The organism is Vibrio sp. Vb1980, assembly GCF_033338615.1.
Taxonomy (GTDB): domain Bacteria; phylum Pseudomonadota; class Gammaproteobacteria; order Enterobacterales; family Vibrionaceae; genus Vibrio; species Vibrio alginolyticus.
Genome location: NZ_JAWOSZ010000002.1, coordinates 97,917 through 114,749 on the forward strand (window position 1 = coordinate 97,917; position 16,833 = coordinate 114,749).

The 16,833-nt window shown below is 45.6% G+C and carries 14 protein-coding genes; 5 read left to right on the forward strand and 9 right to left on the reverse strand.

The genetic code is table 11. The features are described from left to right. Window positions 1-40 precede the first annotated feature (40 nt). Window positions 41-688: a molecular chaperone TorD gene (gene torD, locus R7F64_RS03665; protein ID WP_005378369.1), complete on the reverse strand. Its 648-nt coding sequence runs from the start codon at window positions 686-688 to the stop codon at window positions 41-43. A gap of 266 nt (window positions 689-954) precedes the next feature. Here torD and torR point away from each other — a divergent pair, with 266 nt between their 5' ends. Continuing rightward, window positions 955-1,665, forward strand: a complete 711-nt coding sequence (torR, locus tag R7F64_RS03670; RefSeq protein WP_005378370.1) for a two-component system response regulator TorR — start codon at window positions 955-957, stop codon at window positions 1,663-1,665. Window positions 1,666-1,736: 71 nt separating this feature from the next. Here the strand turns inward: torR and elyC are convergent, their stop codons facing one another. Then, a complete protein-coding gene (gene elyC, locus R7F64_RS03675; protein ID WP_005387893.1) occupies window positions 1,737-2,522 on the reverse strand; it encodes an envelope biogenesis factor ElyC in 786 nt (261 codons plus the stop codon). A gap of 114 nt (window positions 2,523-2,636) precedes the next feature. Between elyC and cmoM the strand changes: the two genes are divergently transcribed. From cmoM to mukB, 4 genes are read left to right on the forward strand one after another with little or no spacing between them, the layout of a single operon-like run. After that, a complete protein-coding gene (gene cmoM / locus R7F64_RS03680; protein WP_025766915.1) occupies window positions 2,637-3,428 on the forward strand; it encodes a tRNA uridine 5-oxyacetic acid(34) methyltransferase CmoM in 792 nt (263 codons plus the stop codon). 2 nt (window positions 3,429-3,430) lie between these two features. Further along, entirely contained in the window at window positions 3,431-4,768 is a 1,338-nt protein-coding gene (gene mukF, locus R7F64_RS03685; protein WP_213966496.1) for a chromosome partition protein MukF, read from the forward strand. Beyond that, window positions 4,749-5,474, forward strand: coding sequence for a chromosome partition protein MukE (mukE, locus tag R7F64_RS03690; protein ID WP_005378379.1), 726 nt, complete (start codon window positions 4,749-4,751; stop codon window positions 5,472-5,474). Before mukF ends, mukE begins: the two co-directional genes overlap by 20 nt. A gap of 2 nt (window positions 5,475-5,476) precedes the next feature. Further along, complete coding sequence (gene mukB / locus R7F64_RS03695) at window positions 5,477-9,940, forward strand: chromosome partition protein MukB (protein ID WP_318071538.1); 4,464 nt, start codon at window positions 5,477-5,479, stop codon at window positions 9,938-9,940. A gap of 143 nt (window positions 9,941-10,083) precedes the next feature. Here the strand turns inward: mukB and R7F64_RS03700 are convergent, their stop codons facing one another. The 7 genes from R7F64_RS03700 to R7F64_RS03730 form a co-directional block, all read right to left on the reverse strand. Further along, a complete protein-coding gene (locus R7F64_RS03700) occupies window positions 10,084-10,236 on the reverse strand; it encodes a hypothetical protein (protein ID WP_005378381.1) in 153 nt (50 codons plus the stop codon). 227 nt (window positions 10,237-10,463) lie between these two features. Then, window positions 10,464-11,432 carry an alpha-L-glutamate ligase-like protein gene (locus R7F64_RS03705; protein WP_005378387.1) on the reverse strand — a complete coding sequence of 323 codons (969 nt, stop codon included), beginning with the start codon at window positions 11,430-11,432 and terminating at the stop codon, window positions 10,464-10,466. A gap of 3 nt (window positions 11,433-11,435) precedes the next feature. Further along, complete coding sequence (locus tag R7F64_RS03710) at window positions 11,436-12,941, reverse strand: inactive transglutaminase family protein (protein ID WP_005378389.1); 1,506 nt, start codon at window positions 12,939-12,941, stop codon at window positions 11,436-11,438. A gap of 11 nt (window positions 12,942-12,952) precedes the next feature. Continuing rightward, on the reverse strand, window positions 12,953-13,699 hold the full coding sequence (locus R7F64_RS03715; RefSeq protein WP_005378391.1) for an ATP-dependent zinc protease: 747 nt from the start codon (window positions 13,697-13,699) through the stop codon (window positions 12,953-12,955). 276 nt (window positions 13,700-13,975) lie between these two features. Further along, window positions 13,976-14,947, reverse strand: coding sequence for a tRNA 5-methoxyuridine(34)/uridine 5-oxyacetic acid(34) synthase CmoB (gene cmoB, locus R7F64_RS03720; RefSeq protein WP_318071468.1), 972 nt, complete (start codon window positions 14,945-14,947; stop codon window positions 13,976-13,978). Window positions 14,948-15,027: 80 nt separating this feature from the next. Continuing rightward, a complete protein-coding gene (cmoA, locus tag R7F64_RS03725) occupies window positions 15,028-15,765 on the reverse strand; it encodes a carboxy-S-adenosyl-L-methionine synthase CmoA (protein ID WP_017635063.1) in 738 nt (245 codons plus the stop codon). A 93-nt stretch (window positions 15,766-15,858) separates the two neighbouring features. Beyond that, entirely contained in the window at window positions 15,859-16,725 is an 867-nt protein-coding gene (locus R7F64_RS03730) for a DUF72 domain-containing protein (protein WP_064367988.1), read from the reverse strand. Between the last annotated feature and the right edge of the window lie 108 nt (window positions 16,726-16,833).

Consider the following 16,833-nt stretch of genomic DNA (forward strand, 5'->3'; position numbering starts at 1 on the left):
AGGAAGCCCGATAGGCAGGCTCCCTAAAAATAGGCGGCAATTATTCACCAAGAAGGTAGGCGCTGTCTAGTTTACAAAATGCAACTAATAGTTTCGCGACACTCGAGTAAAATCCAAATTCGTCGAATTTTTTACATTTGTCTGAAAACTGAGGTAACCAAGACATCAATTGTTGCTGGATAAAGTCGTTTTGTTTAACGAAGGCTTCTTCCATGTGTTTTTCTTGTTCAAGCTCGTTTGAGCGGATAATCATGTTCCCGAGAAAGTCGAGCTCAACGGCTAAGTGATCCGCAGGTTCCTTTAGGTTTTCGTCTACTTGAACGCCAAATTCAGCCATCAACTTTTCCATTTCCTCAGCTGGCTTGTCATTCAGTAAACCTGATTCACCAATGTACATGGATGCGTAAGGAAGAGCGCCGTATTTTTCTGTCTTCAAAAACAGTTCACAAAAGTCAGCTGCAAGCTCTAGTTGTGCATCTTCACGATCTTGTAACCGATTCAATGCATCAACTAGGCTATCAACAGCTGGTTTCAGCGACTCATTTTCACCTAAACCTGCGAGAAAACTGCGAATTTCAACACTGTGATAGGCTTCCAATTCTTTCTCTGTTAGTTCTTTTGCGAACAAGCTCGAAAACCACCAGTAAATTTCAGCGCGTTTTTCATTAAAAGCTTTCACTTCTTGCATTTTGGGCTCCTGAATGATGCTTCAAGTCATGCATCACAAAGTCAATTAGGGATATCCCCTAAGTGTAATCAATTAAAATGAATAGCAGTAACTATAATTGTTATGTTTTATGGTCAAAAATGACCGTTTATTAATAGCAATGGGTAAGCTTGTTTTGAATCAATAAAAACGCTAAATCTTGCGTTTTAATGTATCTATGACTAGAAATGTTACTAGTTATGAATAGAATACGTCTTGGATAATAAGAAGACAGAAAAGTGGTGTAAATGAGCTATCACGTATTAGTCGTAGAAGATGATGTTGTAACTCGTAGTAAGCTTGCGGGATATTTCCAAAATGAGGGCTACCAAGTCAGCGAAGCAGAGAGTGGCGCAGAAATGCGTGAAGTTTTGCAAGCGGGCGATGTAGACCTGATCATGCTGGATATTAACCTGCCTGGTGAAGACGGCCTGATGCTTACTCGTGAGTTACGTAGCCAATCGGATATTGGTATCATATTAGTAACAGGACGCACGGATAGCATTGATAAAATCGTAGGCCTAGAAATGGGTGCTGACGATTATGTGACAAAACCTTTTGAACTGAGAGAGCTGTTAGTTCGCGTGAAAAACTTGCTGTGGCGTATTTCAGCAGCGCGCAGTGGCAGCTCGAAAGCGAATGAAACCAGTGAAGAGCACATTGTGCGCTTTGGGGAGTGGACATTCGACATTCAACGTCGCGCACTTAGCCGCAACGGTGAGCCAGTAAAACTAACTAAAGCAGAGTATGAACTTTTGGTGGCATTATCGTCTTACCCTAACCAGGTGTTAAGTCGTGAGCGTATTTTGAACATGATCAGCCATCGAGTGGATGCGCCGAATGACCGCACCATTGATGTTCTTATTCGACGTATGCGCGCAAAAATGGAGTTCGATCCTAAGAACCCACAGATTTTTGTAACGGTGCACGGCGAAGGCTATATGTTTGCTGGTGACTAGTTGGAACATAACTCAATCGTAAAAAGAAAAGGAGAGCTTCGGCTCTCCTTTTTTGTGGCTTCAAGATAATACTAGTTTGCTTCAACCATTGGTGTTTGGCCGACAGTATCACGCAACCTTTGCCAAATACTGCCCAAGTACTCATGCCAATAAAGCTCTGTTTGTTCTAAGTAACGCGCTTTAGGTGAGTATTTATCCCAAGGTTGACTTATCTCGCTAATAGCTAAGAAGTTGGTCGGGGCTGGGATTGGTTTAATGCCTGCTGCGTTGAACTCATACAATGCACGGCTCATGTGACTCGCAGAAGTGACTAACACAATCTCCTTTTGTTGAACGAATGCAGCCGCTTGACGCGCCTCTTCCCACGTATCTTTCGCATCTTCTAATAAAATGATATCGGATTTCGCGACTCCCAACGCAAGGGCAACGTTCGCCATCATTCGCGCGTGGCTAATTTCAGATCCGCCAGCATAGCCGGATAAGATTAATTTCGCGCCTGGATACATTCTTAAAATACGAATGCCCTCAGTTAAGCGCATTAATGCTGCACGGCTTAACTGCGAGGTGGGTGGAATTTCGTCATCGATAACATGACCATTCCCTAAAACCATCACGTAGTCGATGGTGCCAGAAACTGGCAAAAAGGCTTTATGCTCTCGCTCTAACGGCATAAGAAGCTTGGTTGAAACAGGTTGGAAGGCAACAAGAAAAATGCCAACAAAAGAGAATAGAACAACGAAGCAGCCAGTTTTACGTTTTGTAGTAAAACTAATGAGAGCAAGACCCAACAAGCCTATCAGCAGCAATGCCGGAAGGGGCATAAGCATGGCTGACACTACTTTTTTCAGCTCAAACATACATAAATAGTCCGAAAAAACATCAATTGATAATAAAAATGAGGGTATCCCTCTTTATTCCTGCTTTCCTTGTGCCAGAATAGCGGCACAATCCGTTATGATAACTCAGCAGAAGTGACAGAAGACCGCAATTTCGACGATATCGCCCACAAATTTGCAAAAAATATTTACGGCTCCGATAAAGGGGAGATCCGCCAAATCATTGTGTGGGAAGATTTTCTACAGATTCTAAGTGAATTAGATGCTGACCAGCAACCCCTAGAAGTGTTAGACGCTGGTGGTGGTTTGGCACAAATGTCGCAAAAGCTTGCTAAGCTCGGACATCGAATCGCTTTATGTGATCTATCTTCGGAAATGCTGCAGTTGGCTAAGCAGGATATTGAAAAAAACGGTTTGCTTGAGCAGTATCGCCTGATTCATTCGCCTGTCCAATCCATCGGTGAACATATGGATGGACAGGTCGATCTGGTTATGTTCCACGCTGTGATGGAGTGGCTGGTTGATCCTAAGGCCGCACTTGAAACAGTTCTAGAACAAGTAAAACCGGGAGGCATCGCATCAGTCATGTTCTACAACCACCACGGTTTAGTCTATAAAAACGTAGTTTGTGGCAACATTCCTCATATATTAGACGGCATGCCTCACCGAAAAAGATTTAAACTACAGCCGCAAAAAGGCTTAAAACCTGAAGAAGTCTACCAGTGGATAGAAAATTCAGGTTTTAATATTTGTGGCAAATCTGGTATTCGCTCATTTAGTGATTACATAGGCAATATGGAATACATGGGTGATTACGAGTTTGAAGATGTGTTGGCGCTAGAAAAACAACTTTGTCGACAAGAGCCATACCTCTCATTAGGCCGCTACATTCATGTGTGGGCTAAAAAGAACGATAAACAGGAATAACAATGAGTGAGATGACTCTCAATGCTGCAGAGCAACCAATCGATGAGCTGGTTGGCTGGGTTAAGCAGCACGATTTCTCGTTGAACCTGACCACAGAGCGATTGGCATTTTTGATAGCCATTGCCGTACTGAGTAATGAAAGGTTCGATGAAGAACTGGGTGAAGGTGAACTGCATGATGCATTTGCCATCGTCACTCGACTATTTGATGAGACCGGCGAAGCCTCCGCTTTTCGTGCGAACAATGCGATCAACGAGATGGTTAAGCAGCGTCTTATGAGCCGTTTTGTCAGTGAAATTACTGACGGAGCGAGCATTTACCGCTTGTCGCCATTAGCGATAGGAATAACCGACTACTACGTGCGTCATCGTGAGTTCTCAAAACTGCGTCTATCTATCCAGCTATCCATGGTAGCGGATGAAATGGCGAAAGCGATTGAGGCAGCACAAAAAGGTGGCACACCGGGTCACTGGAAGAAAAACGTATACGGTGTTTTAAAATATTCTGTAGGCGAAATCTTCGATCAAATTGACCTCAACCAACGTGTTATGGATGAGCAGCAACAGTCAGTGAAACAACAGATTGCTGACCTGCTTAACAAAGACTGGCGCGAAGCGATCAACAACTGTGAAGCACTTCTGTCAGAAACATCAAGCACGTTGCGTGAACTTCAAGATACGCTGCAAGCCGCCAGTGATGAACTGCAAACTCAGATCCTCGATATTCAAGAAATTGTTTACGGTGACCCTGAGCTGGAGTTTATCGAAGAAGCTTTGTTTGGTCTGCAAATGAAACTAGACCGAATCACAAGCTGGGGCCAGCAAGCTATCGACCTTTGGATTGGTTATGACCGACACGTGCACAAGTTTATTCGTACTGCAATCGATATGGATAAGAACCGTGCGTTTAGCTCGCGTCTGCGTCAATCTGTCAAAGAATACTTCGATGCGCCTTGGTATCTGACTTATGCAGATGCGGAGAGGCTTTCTGACCTTCGTGATGAGGCCCTAGTACTGCGTGATGACGAGGTCACGGGTCAAGTTCCGATGGAAGTAGAATACGAAGAGTTTCAACAAGTCAATGATGAGTTGTCTGAACGAATTGGTGACATGCTAAAAGCGCATAAAGATCAAGGCACACCAATCGATTTGAGTGTGGTACTGCGAGATTACCTTGCACAGCACCCTTATACTCATCATTTTGATTTAGCTCGCATTATCGTCGATCAAGCTGTACGTCTAGGGTATTCAGAATCGGATTACCAAGCGATTCAACCAGACTGGAAAGCAATCAACGAATTTGGGGCAAAGGTACAAGCGAATGTCATCGACCGATACTAATGAATACATGTCAGAGAATCTGGCAAAAGCAATTTCTAACCCTCTGTTCCCAGCGCTAGACAGCATGCTTCGAGCAGGGCGTCATATCTCAAGTGAAGATCTAGACAACCACGCGTTGCTGTCGGATTTCGAACTTGAGCTTTCTTCTTTCTACCAACGCTACAACACCGAATTGGTGAAAGCGCCAGAAGGTTTCTTCTATCTTCGTCCTCGTTCAACGTCTCTGATTGGCCGTAGTGTTCTTTCTGAACTGGATATGCTGGTGGGTAAGGTACTGTGTTTCCTTTATCTAAGCCCAGAGCGTCTTGCGCACGAAGGCATCTTCACTAACCAAGAGCTGTACGACGAACTGCTTGCTCTAGCAGATGAAAATAAGCTGATGAAGCTAGTGACGAACCGTGCTACCGGTTCTGACCTTGATAAAGAAAAGCTGTTTGAAAAAGTACGTACGTCACTTCGTCGTCTGCGTCGCCTAGGCATGATCATCAACATCGGTGAAACCGGTAAGTTCAGCATCAGTGAAGCGGTATTCCGCTTTGGTGCCGATGTACGTATTGGCGATGACATGCGTGAAGCGCAACTGCGTCTGATCCGTGATGGTGAAGCAGTAGTGCACACCAAAGAGCCAAGCCAAGGCAGTCTATTGTCTGAAGAAGATCAAGACGACCAAGCCCAAGAAGAAACGACAGAAGAGGGTGAAGCATGAGCATGATTGAACGCGGTAAATACCAATCGCTGACCATGGTCAACTGGAACGGCTTCTTTGCCCGTACGTTTGACATCGATGGTCTGGTCACCACGCTATCAGGTGGTAACGGTGCAGGTAAATCAACCACAATGGCGGCGTTCATCACCGCATTGATTCCTGACCAAACGCTACTGCACTTCCGTAACACCACAGAAGCAGGCAGCAGCCAATCGTCTCGCGACAAAGGTTTGTACGGTAAGCTACAGCCGGGCGCATGTTATGCGGCGCTAGATGTGGTGAACTCACGTAACCAACGCCTATTGTTCGCAGTAAAACTGCAGCAAGTTGCGGGTCGTGATAAGAAAGTAGACATCAAACCGTTTGTTATCCAAGGTCTTCCAAGCCATGTGAAACCAACAGATATCTTGGTTGAAAGCGTATCTGCGACTCAAGCTCGTGTACGTCAAATCAATGAAGTAAAAGAATCAATCGCAGAATTTGAAGGCGTTCAATTTAAAGCCTTCTCTTCTATCGTGGATTACCACGCACAAATGTTTGAATTCGGTGTGATTCCGAAGAAACTGCGTAACTCTGGTGACCGTTCTAAATTCTACCGCCTGATCGAAGCATCGCTTTACGGTGGTATCTCAAGTGCGATTACCCGTTCGCTACGTGACTACCTTCTGCCACAAAACGGCGGCGTGAAGAAAGCGTTCCAAGATATGGAATCGGCGCTGCGTGAAAACCGCATGACGCTAGAAGCGATCAAAACTACGCAAGCAGACCGTGACTTGTTCAAACACTTGATCACAGAGTCGACTAACTACGTGGCAGCGGACTATATGCGCCATGCTAACGAGCGTCGTAAAAAACTAGAACAGACATTGTCTTTGCGTTCAGAGTTATTTGGTTCTCGCGAGACCTTGATTGAGCAAAACAATCTGCTTAATCGCGTTCAAGAAGAGCTGGAACTGCTGATCGAATCAGAATCTTCTTTAGAGCAAGACTACCAAGCGGCTTCTGATCACTTGCAACTGGTGCAAAACGCGCTGCGTCAGCAAGAGAAGATCGAACGCTACCAAGAAGATCTTGAAGAGCTGAGCGAGCGTCTTGAAGAACAAATGATGGTAGTCGAAGAAGCGCAAGAACGCGTGATGATGGCTGAAGAGCAAGCTACCGTTGCAGAAGAAGAGGTGGATAGCCTTAAGACGCAACTTGCTGATTACCAGCAAGCTCTTGACGTTCAGCAAACTCGCGCCCTTCAATATCAACAAGCAGTTCAAGCGCTGGAGAAAGCGAAGCAGCTACTTGGCGATGACAGCCTAACGGCGGAATCGGCTCAAGCGCTTGTCTCTGAGCTTAGGAGCAAAGAATCAGAACACACCAATGCGTTGCTATCGGTTAAGCACAAACTGGACATGTCCTCTGCAGCGGCAGAGCAGTTTGAAACCGCGCTTAAACTGGTACAAAGCATCGTTGGTCAAGTTGAGCGCAAAGACGCGTCTGAACATGCGAAAACTGCAATCGCGAAAGCGCGTGAGTCACAACAAATCGCACAAAACGAACAGCAATGGCGAGCACAACACCGTGATCTCGAACGCAGCCTTAACCAGCAGCGTCAAGCACGTGAACTGGTTGCTGAATACAAAAAGCAATATCACGTTGAACTAACCGATGAGGTTACGTTTGAACAAGAACGTGAACGTCATGCGACGCAAATCGAATCACTAGAGATAGCTCAAGAAGAAGTTCGTGATCAGCGTGGTGAACAGCGCCGTCTAGAGCAAAACGCGGTGGCAGAAATCAGTAAGCTTGAAGCAATAGCACCAGCTTGGATCGCGGCGAACGATGCGCTAGAGAAACTGAGAGAGCAGAGCGGTGAAGAGCTTGAGGATCGCCATGCGGTAATGAACCACATGCAAGTTGTCCTTGAACAAGAAAGGGAGCTGTCTTTAGCTAAAGATAAGCTTGCTGAGCGCCGTAGCCAGCTAGACTCTGAGATTGAGCGTCTTGCTTCTCCTGGTGGTTCAAATGACCCTCGTCTGAAAGGTTTGGCAGATACGCTGGGCGGTGTATTGCTGTCTGAGATCTACGATGACATCACGATTGATGACGCGCCTTATTTCAGTGCGATGTACGGTCCGGCTCGTCACGCTATCGTTGTTTCTGACTTGTCAGGCATCGAAGAGAAACTGGTAGAGCTAGACGACTGTCCAGAAGACTTGTACATCATTGAAGGTGACATCGATGCCTTTGATGACAGCTCGTTCGATGCAGAAGAGTTAGAGGGCGCGGTTTGCGTTCGTATGAACGATCGCCAAATGCGTTACTCTCGCTTGCCTGAGATCCCATTGTTTGGCCGTGCGGCACGTGAGCAGCGTCTAGAGTTGCTGCGTAACGAACGAGAAGAAGTGGTAGAGAAACACGCAAAAGCGGCGTTTGATTCTCAGAAAATGCAGCGCTTGTACCAAGCGTTTAACCTATTTGTGTCTAACCACATTCAGGTTGCTTTTGACGCCGATCCAGAACAAGCACTGGCAACTATTCGTGATAAGCGTAACCAAATTGCTCGCGTGTTGGCGGATCTGGATGCGAAAGAGCAACAACAACGTTCTCAGCTTCAAACCAGCAAGCAAGCGTTGTCTTCTCTGGACAAGCTAGCGTCACACATGGTGCTTGTTGAAGATGAGTCATTGCAAGCGCGTTTTGATGAGCTAGAAGAGAAAATCGCTCAGCTTGCAGAGGCGAAGAACTTCTTAAGCAACCATGCAAAAGCCGTCGCGCAATTAGAGAATATTGCGTCTGCGCTTGATGCTGACCCAGAGCAATTCGACGCGCTAGAAGCAGAATACAAAGCGGCAGACGAACAGCTACAAGATCTTAAGAAGCAAATCTTTGCACTCTCAGATCTCGTTGAGCGTCGCCACTACTTCGCTTACTCAGATTCAGTAGACCTACTGAACAAGAGCAGCGAACTGAGCGAGCAGCTAAAAGCAAAACTGGTTCAAGCTGAACAAATGCGTACACGCTCTCGTGAAGAGTTGAAACAGTCGCAAGGCCAAATGAACCAATACAACCAAGTATTGGCGTCATTGAAGAGTTCACACCAAGCGAAACTGGAAACGGTTCAAGAGTTCAAACAAGAACTTCAAGAGTTTGGCGTGAACGCGGACGAAGGTGCTGAAGAACGTGCAATGCGTCGTCGTGATGAATTGCATGAGCGTCTACACACGTCTCGTAGCCGTAAGAGCGAATACGAGCGCACAATCACCTCTACTGAACTAGAGATGAAAGGCTTGGCGAAACGTCTGAAGAAAGTTCAGAAAGAATACGTTGAGCTACGTACCTTTGTGGTTGCAGCGAAAGCTGGCTGGTGCTCTGTACTTCGTCTGGCGCGCGAGAACGATGTTGAACGTCGTCTACACAAGCGTGAACTGGCTTACATGTCAGCGGATGAACTGCGTTCGATGTCGGATAAATCACTGGGTGCGCTGCGTCTAGCGGTTGCGAACAATGACGACCTGCGTGATGCGCTGCGTCTATCAGAAGACAACGCTCGCCCAGAGCGTAAAGTTCTGTTCTATATTGCTGTATACCAACACCTTCGTGAGCGTATTCGTCAGGATATCATCCGTACTGATGACCCAGTTGAAGCAATCGAAGAGATGGAAGTCGAGCTGGCGCGTCTAACGGAAGAGCTAACGCAACGTGAAAACCGTCTAGCGATCAGCTCTGAGTCGGTAGCGAGCATTATCAAGAAGACGATTCAACGTGAGCAAAACCGTATTCGTATGCTGAACCAAGGCCTGTCGAACATCTCGTTTGGTCAGGTGAAGGGCGTACGTCTGAACGTGAAGATCCGCGAAAGTCACGAAGTGCTACTGAACGGCCTAGCGACACAACAAGAGCAGCATAAAGACCTGTTTGAATCGACTCGCTTTACCTTCTCTGAAGCAATGGCGAAACTGTTCCAACGCGTGAACCCACACATCGATATGGGTCAACGTTCTCCTCAAGTTCTGGGTGAAGAGCTACTGGATTACCGTAACTACCTAGAGCTAAGTGTAGAAGTGAACCGTGGTACAGATGGTTGGCTACAGGCTGAGTCTGGCGCGCTATCAACAGGTGAAGCGATCGGTACCGGTCAGTCAATCCTTCTTATGGTTGTTCAAAGCTGGGAAGAAGAGTCTCGTCGTCTACGCAGCAAAGACATTGTGCCTTGTCGTCTGCTCTTCTTGGATGAAGCCGCGCGTCTGGATGCGAAATCGATCGCGACATTGTTCGAATTGTGTGACCGTCTGGATATGCAGCTTCTCATCGCGGCACCTGAAAACATCAGCCCAGAGAAAGGTACGACCTACAAACTGGTGCGTAAGGTGTTTAAAGACCACGAGCACGTACACGTAGTTGGTCTGCGTGGTTTTGGTCAAACGGATAAGCCTAAGACTGAAGCGCAAGAGATGATTGAAGAGTTTGAATCGTAAACTCCGAATCTAATAAAACGCCCGCAATGAACGCGGGCGTTTTTGTATCTATTTACGAGGTAGGCTTCGAACAACATAAGACAAGCCGAGACTGTAGGACGGCAGTCTCGGCTTATTAGCGGAACTTCACGAGGAAGCGACGTTTATTCCTCTGGAATATCGTCCCTGACTTCGATCATTTCAGCAAGCTCTTCGAGTGCTTGGACAGAAAGCTCAGACAAGCGTTGTAGGTGTTGGTCTAAGCTCTCTTGTTCTTCAAGCTCTGGTTCATCATTATTTGTTTCTTTTATTAGCATTTCTCAACCTCTCAAGTTGAGTAAGGGGAGCTCTCATCATACTCAAAAGGCAAAGTAGAAAAGAAACGATCTATGTTGATTTTGTTAGCTCGATCATTGATTCAACTTATATATGAGAAGGATGTGTTTAATAAGGAGAGCAAGTGCAAGGTTTTTGGATGCGGGAACAAAAACGCCAGTAATCATGACAATTACTGGCGAGTAATAACGAACATTATGTCGAAGGGTTAGAACAACGGCTTCACACCGAACTGCTCTGCTGCGTAAGCGACGCGTTCAATCGGTTTTGGATACTCAGCAGGTGTGCCAAGGCTCTCTATGTGTTTCAAACGAGGAAGCAAGCCTGCACCATTAGCGATTTGGATTGCCAGACCAGGGCGAGCGTTAAGCTCTAAAACCATAGGTCCTTCATCTTTATCCAGCACCATATCCGTACCCATGTATCCCAAACCTGTCATTTCCCAGGCACTTGACGCAAGCTCCAGCAAGCGCTCCCAATGCGGTACTTGAAGGGTCGAAAGGTCTTTACCTGTATCAGGGTGATGAGTCACTGGATGATCGAACTGCACCGCTCTGACGGCTTTACCTGTCGCGATGTCAATGCCTACTCCTACGGCACCTTGGTGAAGGTTTGCTTTGCCGTCGGAAGCCGCTGTAGAACAGCGCATCATCGCCATAACTGGATAACCTTTAAATACGATGATCCGAACATCTGGTACGCCTTCATAACTGAAGCCATCAAAACAGTCATCAAACTTGATTAAGTTTTCAACCACAGCAACGTCATTTTTACCACCAAGAGAGAAAAGGCCAGCAAGCGCATTACTAATGTGACGCTCGACCTCATCCCTACCAATTGTAGAGCCGGAGGGTTTGGTATATACCCCGTTTTTGTGAGACGTAACAACCAGAATGCCTTTACCGCCACTACCTTGTGCAGGTTTGATTACAAAACCAGGCCAGTTCTCAACCATTTTGTGGATAGTCTTAACTTCAGCTTGGTTATGAATGACACCGATCAGGGCAGGAACTGTTGCTCCTGCTGCCTGTGCAATAATTTTGGTCTTTAGCTTGTCATCGACAAGTGGGTATTTAGAACGATCATTGTAACGGCCAATATAGCTGTGGTTACGCTTGTTCATCCCCATAATGCCTTTATGGCGAAGCTTAGACGGCGAAGTAAAACTTTCGAACATCGTTTAGTCCTCCGCTAGTGGTTTGAAGCGTCGTAGCTCAGTGAGGCGGTAACCTGTGTAAGTACCTAGTAATAGAATACCGGCCAGAACAATCAACTGTAGACCAATGAAGTTAAAGGTTAAGTGTTGAATGTATGAGTTCGTCATTGCAAGGTAAACTAATACCGCTGTCAGCAATGAACCACCACCTTGCAGAGCAACTTCCTTCGCACCTTCCTCTTCCCATAGGATTGACATACGTTCAATCGTCCAAGACAAGATGATCATAGGGAAGAAGGTAATTGTTAGGCCTTCTGTTAAGCCCATTTTAAACGCAACAACGGTGAACACCGAGATGATCATAATAACGGTAATAATGACCGCAGATATCCTTGCTACCAGCAATAAGTTCAACCTAGACAAATAGCTCCGAATAATCAGGCCTGTACCTACAATTAGCAAGAAACCGACAATACCCGTTAATAGTTGAGTTTGAACAAAAGCAACGGCAATCAACACAGGCATGAAGGTACCGGATGTTTTCAGGCCGATAATCACACGCAAGAACACAACGATCAGAGCACCAATAGGGATGAGCATGATGGTTTTGAACATCGCTTGCTCTTCCAAAGGTAGGCTATGAATTGAAATATTCAGTAATCCATCTGCTTCTATTTTGTTGTTTGTAGCTTGTTGTGGTGTCATTTCTTGCTTAATCATCGAGAAATGCACTTGGCTATTTTTACCACCAACAAGGTCAAGTAAGGATACGTTTGATTCATCCCACACTAACAAGTTGGGTTTCACTGCTTTTTGTTCGGATTTTGGCGAAAACAGTACCCAATCTTTACCTGACCAAACCTGAACCATTGGTTGAATTGTTTGGCGTCGACGACCATCTTCTAGTTCGATAACACCGACGGTTTTGCTCTGTATACCTGCGGTAAGCAAAATGTTATGCAGCGCATCAGTACGGCTGAAATCGTTCAGTAGTAGCGACGAGTTTTGGCTATCTGGGTCATTAAGCGCTTTGATAAGCTCACGAGTAAACGTCACATTATCTGCTGAGCGACTCATCGCACGTTCGATAAGGGCATTTGCCGCTGCTGCTTGTGGTGCTGATAGCGTTGGTGGCGTAATGTCTTCCGTTGGCGGTAAAGGAGTGACTTTAGCCTGAGGGTCTACTAAGAACTGGGCTTTGTAGTATATGGTTTGTGGCCCTTGAGCTTGGCGAATTGACCATTCTGCACGACGGCCTGAATCGTCATTGATGTAGGAAACGCCATAACCTGATGAGGAAGCAGATTCACCAATAAGTGTGTAACCACTTTGCGTATGCGGTGCTGCAAGTGACGCTTTTACTTCGTTGCCGTTAGCATTGAACTCAATACGAGCTTCTACATCCCACACCTGGCGAGTTTCGCCTGGCGTCCAAGGCACGCCGTAGTTTTCATGCCTGAAAACACTCAGAGCAATGCCCGCAATCACCAATAAGATGATAGAAAGGTAAAACGGTATTTTTGACGTCATAATCTACCTTATTATTTTTTATCTTCGTCCGTTTGGATATAGGTACGACTTACATCGACAAGTGCTATGTCGCGCATAAATTCTCTACCCAGTAAAATAGGATGGTTCATATGTGAGCGATCTGCCAACGTAAATTGCGCTTTTTCATGAATTTTTCCAACGCGCACCCAAAGTTCTACCACAGCGCGGCGTTCTAACTCTTCACTGGTAACCTGGCGGATTTTGACGTAGCGAATGACAGGAGCTTCGATCCAAGTACTTTTCTCTTCTTCGGATTTACTGGTGTCTGCTAAGTGGAATCGGACCCATTTTTTGCCATTTCTTTCGAACTCTTCAATATCAACGGCATTTAAAGACGACGTCGCGGCACCAGTGTCGATACGTGCATCAAAAGTTTGCTTAATCGACTCTACCGTGACCTTTTCGATAGAGCCAAGGACAATATCGTGAGTTGGGGTTGGTTCCACAGGAGCGGGAGATTGGACAATAATCGGCTCTTTCGGTTTTTTTACTTCTGCCATTGCTTCATCGCGAAATGTAAGAAGTTCAACCTGTAGTTTATCGACTTGTTCTTCAAGGCTGTCGATATAGTCCGATTGGTTGCTGAGCTGTAGCTCTAGGTTGGTAATGCGATTATTGACATTCGCTTCTGAATTTTGAATCGCCGCTAACGTTTCTTGGTGGTACTGTTCGCCTTTGGTTAGTGAGCATCCAGATAGTAAGGCGATGGCAACAATCGGGGTCAATCGTAATAACATTGAAAACCTTGGGATTGGATTAAGTTGTTTATTTTTTAGGAGTTTAGCTTATATCGATAAAGCCTCACAAGTAAGAATGTTTCTCTATTACTTATTGTTTGAGGAATAGTGATGAAAAGCCAAAAATCAAGGACATAAAAGCGCATCCTTATTTAGAGCGTGCTTATATTTTGACGTGAAAAATGGATTCAAAAAACAAACTCGCTCATTACGAGGAAAGAGGGTAATGTCTTAACTCGTAAAATGAGTTAAGACAATGTCAGGAATCTCAGCGAATTATGATTTGCGAGCGACAAGAACCGCGCGGCGAGGGGCAGGATAGCCTTCTACAGTTTTGCTTGGGTCGTTCGGATCTAAGTAGTCAGGTAGAGAGTTATGCGTCATCCAATCTGTGGTACGTTGTTCGTCTACGGACGTGATGTTTTCATCAACGATACGAACATCTTCAAAACCGACCAATTCTAGCCACACTTTTAGGGCTTTTGCTGAAGGGAAGAAATAGACATTACGCATTTGCGCGTAACGAGCAGTCGGGACCAGTACTGCATTCTCATCACCTTCAATCACGAGTGTTTCCAATACGAGTTCACCTCCAGATACCAATTGATCTTTTAGTTGCACTAAATGATCGAGAGGCGAGCGGCGATGGTAAAGCACGCCCATGCTGAATACCGTATCGAACGCTTCTAACTTAGGTAGTTGTTCAATACCCAATGGCAATAGGTGTGCACGTTGGTCATCGCCCATTAGTTTACGAATTGCTTCGAACTGAATTAGAAACAGGTGAGATGGATCGATACCGACAGTTAAGCGTGCACCTTCACCTAGCATGCGCCACATGTGGTAGCCGTTACCACAACCTACATCGAGTACGCTGCGATTCTTTAATGGAGAAATATGTGGAAGCACGCGGTCCCATTTCCAATCACTGCGCCACTCAGTATCAATATGGATGCCGTGTACGTGGTATGGGCCTTTGCGCCAAGGATGGAATGTACGAAGTAAGCTTTCTAGCTTTTTAAGTTCCCCTTGAGGTATGGGCTCATTGTTTGAAATCGTGACAGAATCAACAATGTCGATGTTGTCCGGTCTACCCGCTGGGATTTTGTTCAGGGCTTTCAACCAGCGACCAAAGTCACCGTGCTCTGCATTTTGCCAATCCGTTAGCTGTTGCGGAAGCACATTAAGCCAAGGTTGAAGACGAGTGTCTTGGGCAATCAATTGGTAGAAATTTGCAAAGTTAAACATAGTTAGTCATCGCTGAGTTGATGGGTATAAATTATTAACAAAAGCCGAAATCGGTATGGTTCAGGCTTGGTATGCATGGTCTATTTAATCGCGAACATGGAGCCGAAGTTAAAGCATTGGAACCAAACGTCGTAGCTAGAAAAGCCAATTTTAGCGAAACGCTCTTTATGTTCTTTCTTTGAATCTGGGCGCATTACGTTTTCTATCGCGCTGCGCTTTTGGCTGATTTCTAGTTCGCTATAACCATTCGCACGTTTAAAGTCGTGGTGAAGGTCAATTAACAGTTCGTTCGACACTTCATCTTCGAAGACGAACTTCTCCGATAGAATCAAAATGCCGCCCGGACGAAGGCCAGCGTAAATTTTTTCGAGCAAGGAGTAACGATCTTCTGGAGAGAGGAATTGCAAAGTGAAGTTCAACACCACCACTGACGCGTTTTCAATTTCGATATTGCGAATGTCTGCTTCTACTACATCCACAGGAGTGTCACTGCGGTAAGCGTTGACGTGAAGTTTACAACGCTCAACCATCGCAGGAGAGTTGTCCACTGCGATGATTTGGCAACCTTCTTGTTTGATATGGCGACGCATAGACAATGTTGCAGCACCCAAAGAACAGCCAAGGTCATAGATGTTTGAGTGAGGTTTTACAAAACGCTCTGCCAGCATACCGATTGCAGAAATAATATTGCTGTAACCCGGTACCGATCGTTGAATCATGTCAGGAAATACTTCCGCTACGCGTTCATCGAACGTGAAATCCCCAATTTTATCGATTGGAGCCGAAAAAATAGTATCTGGATTGCTCTTAGGGTTCATAACTAAGTCTCTGCATACAAGCCGCCTGAAAATGTCAGGCACCAAAAAAGGCGCGTATTTTATGGGAATTTCGCGCCTCTGTCATGTGTTGCGTTAGAACATCTGTAACTGCGAGTTGCCATCGTCAGCTGGGAAAGGTGATAACTCAGGGAGTGTGATACGCTTTTGTATGTCTTTATATAGGTTTGCGGCCAACTCTGGCGCAATTATATTGTCTGCGGTATGGATCATGACATATGGCTGTTTACCTTCGGCAATCCATTGTGGCAACTTGTTGAGCCATGGTTTAAAAAACTCGTAATTTTGTTGTTCTTCTGGATGACCAATAAAGCGAATCAAAGGATGTGAAGCGGTAGCAATGGCGTGAACAGGGACTCGTGGTTTTTTCATTTGTGCATCAATAATCGCCTCATTGTCGGGCTTAGCGGCAAAGACTGGGCGGCTATCCATAATAATGCGGTCAATATTATTCTCTACTAACCATTGGTTAAGTGCTCGCTCTTCTTCGCCTTTGGAGAAAAATGCCATATGGCGAACCTCAACACCGAGAGGGAAGTTAGGTGGAAAGCTCGCACAGAACTTTTTCAGTCGATCAAGGTGCTCAGGACCAAATGCGGCTGGTAATTGAATTGTCCATTGGCCCACACGGTCATGCAAAGGCTCCATGACTTTCATGAAGTCTCTCAGTTGTTCGCTGCAACCTCTTAGCATTTGCTCATGAGTAATGGCTTTAGGAAGTTTGAAAGTAAAGCGAAAATCATCGTGGGTTGCGGCTCTCCAGTTTTGCACTGTATTGAGCGTCGGTGTGGCATAAAATGTCGTGTTGCCTTCCACGGTATGAAACACTTGCGCATACCTTTCTAAACGTTCAGCGGGCTTTGTCCCGCTGCCGTAAAAACTTTGTTGCCATTGATTGTGCGACCACATCGTCAATCCAAGTCGAAGAGGTAAGTTATCCATTATTCTTTACTGCTTGCTACTCGTGTGAATACTTTACGAGAGTTTTGCTGAAATAGGTAATTTCACGCTATAATCCTCCCCAATTTTTTCGCTTTGGTGCGCTTTTGA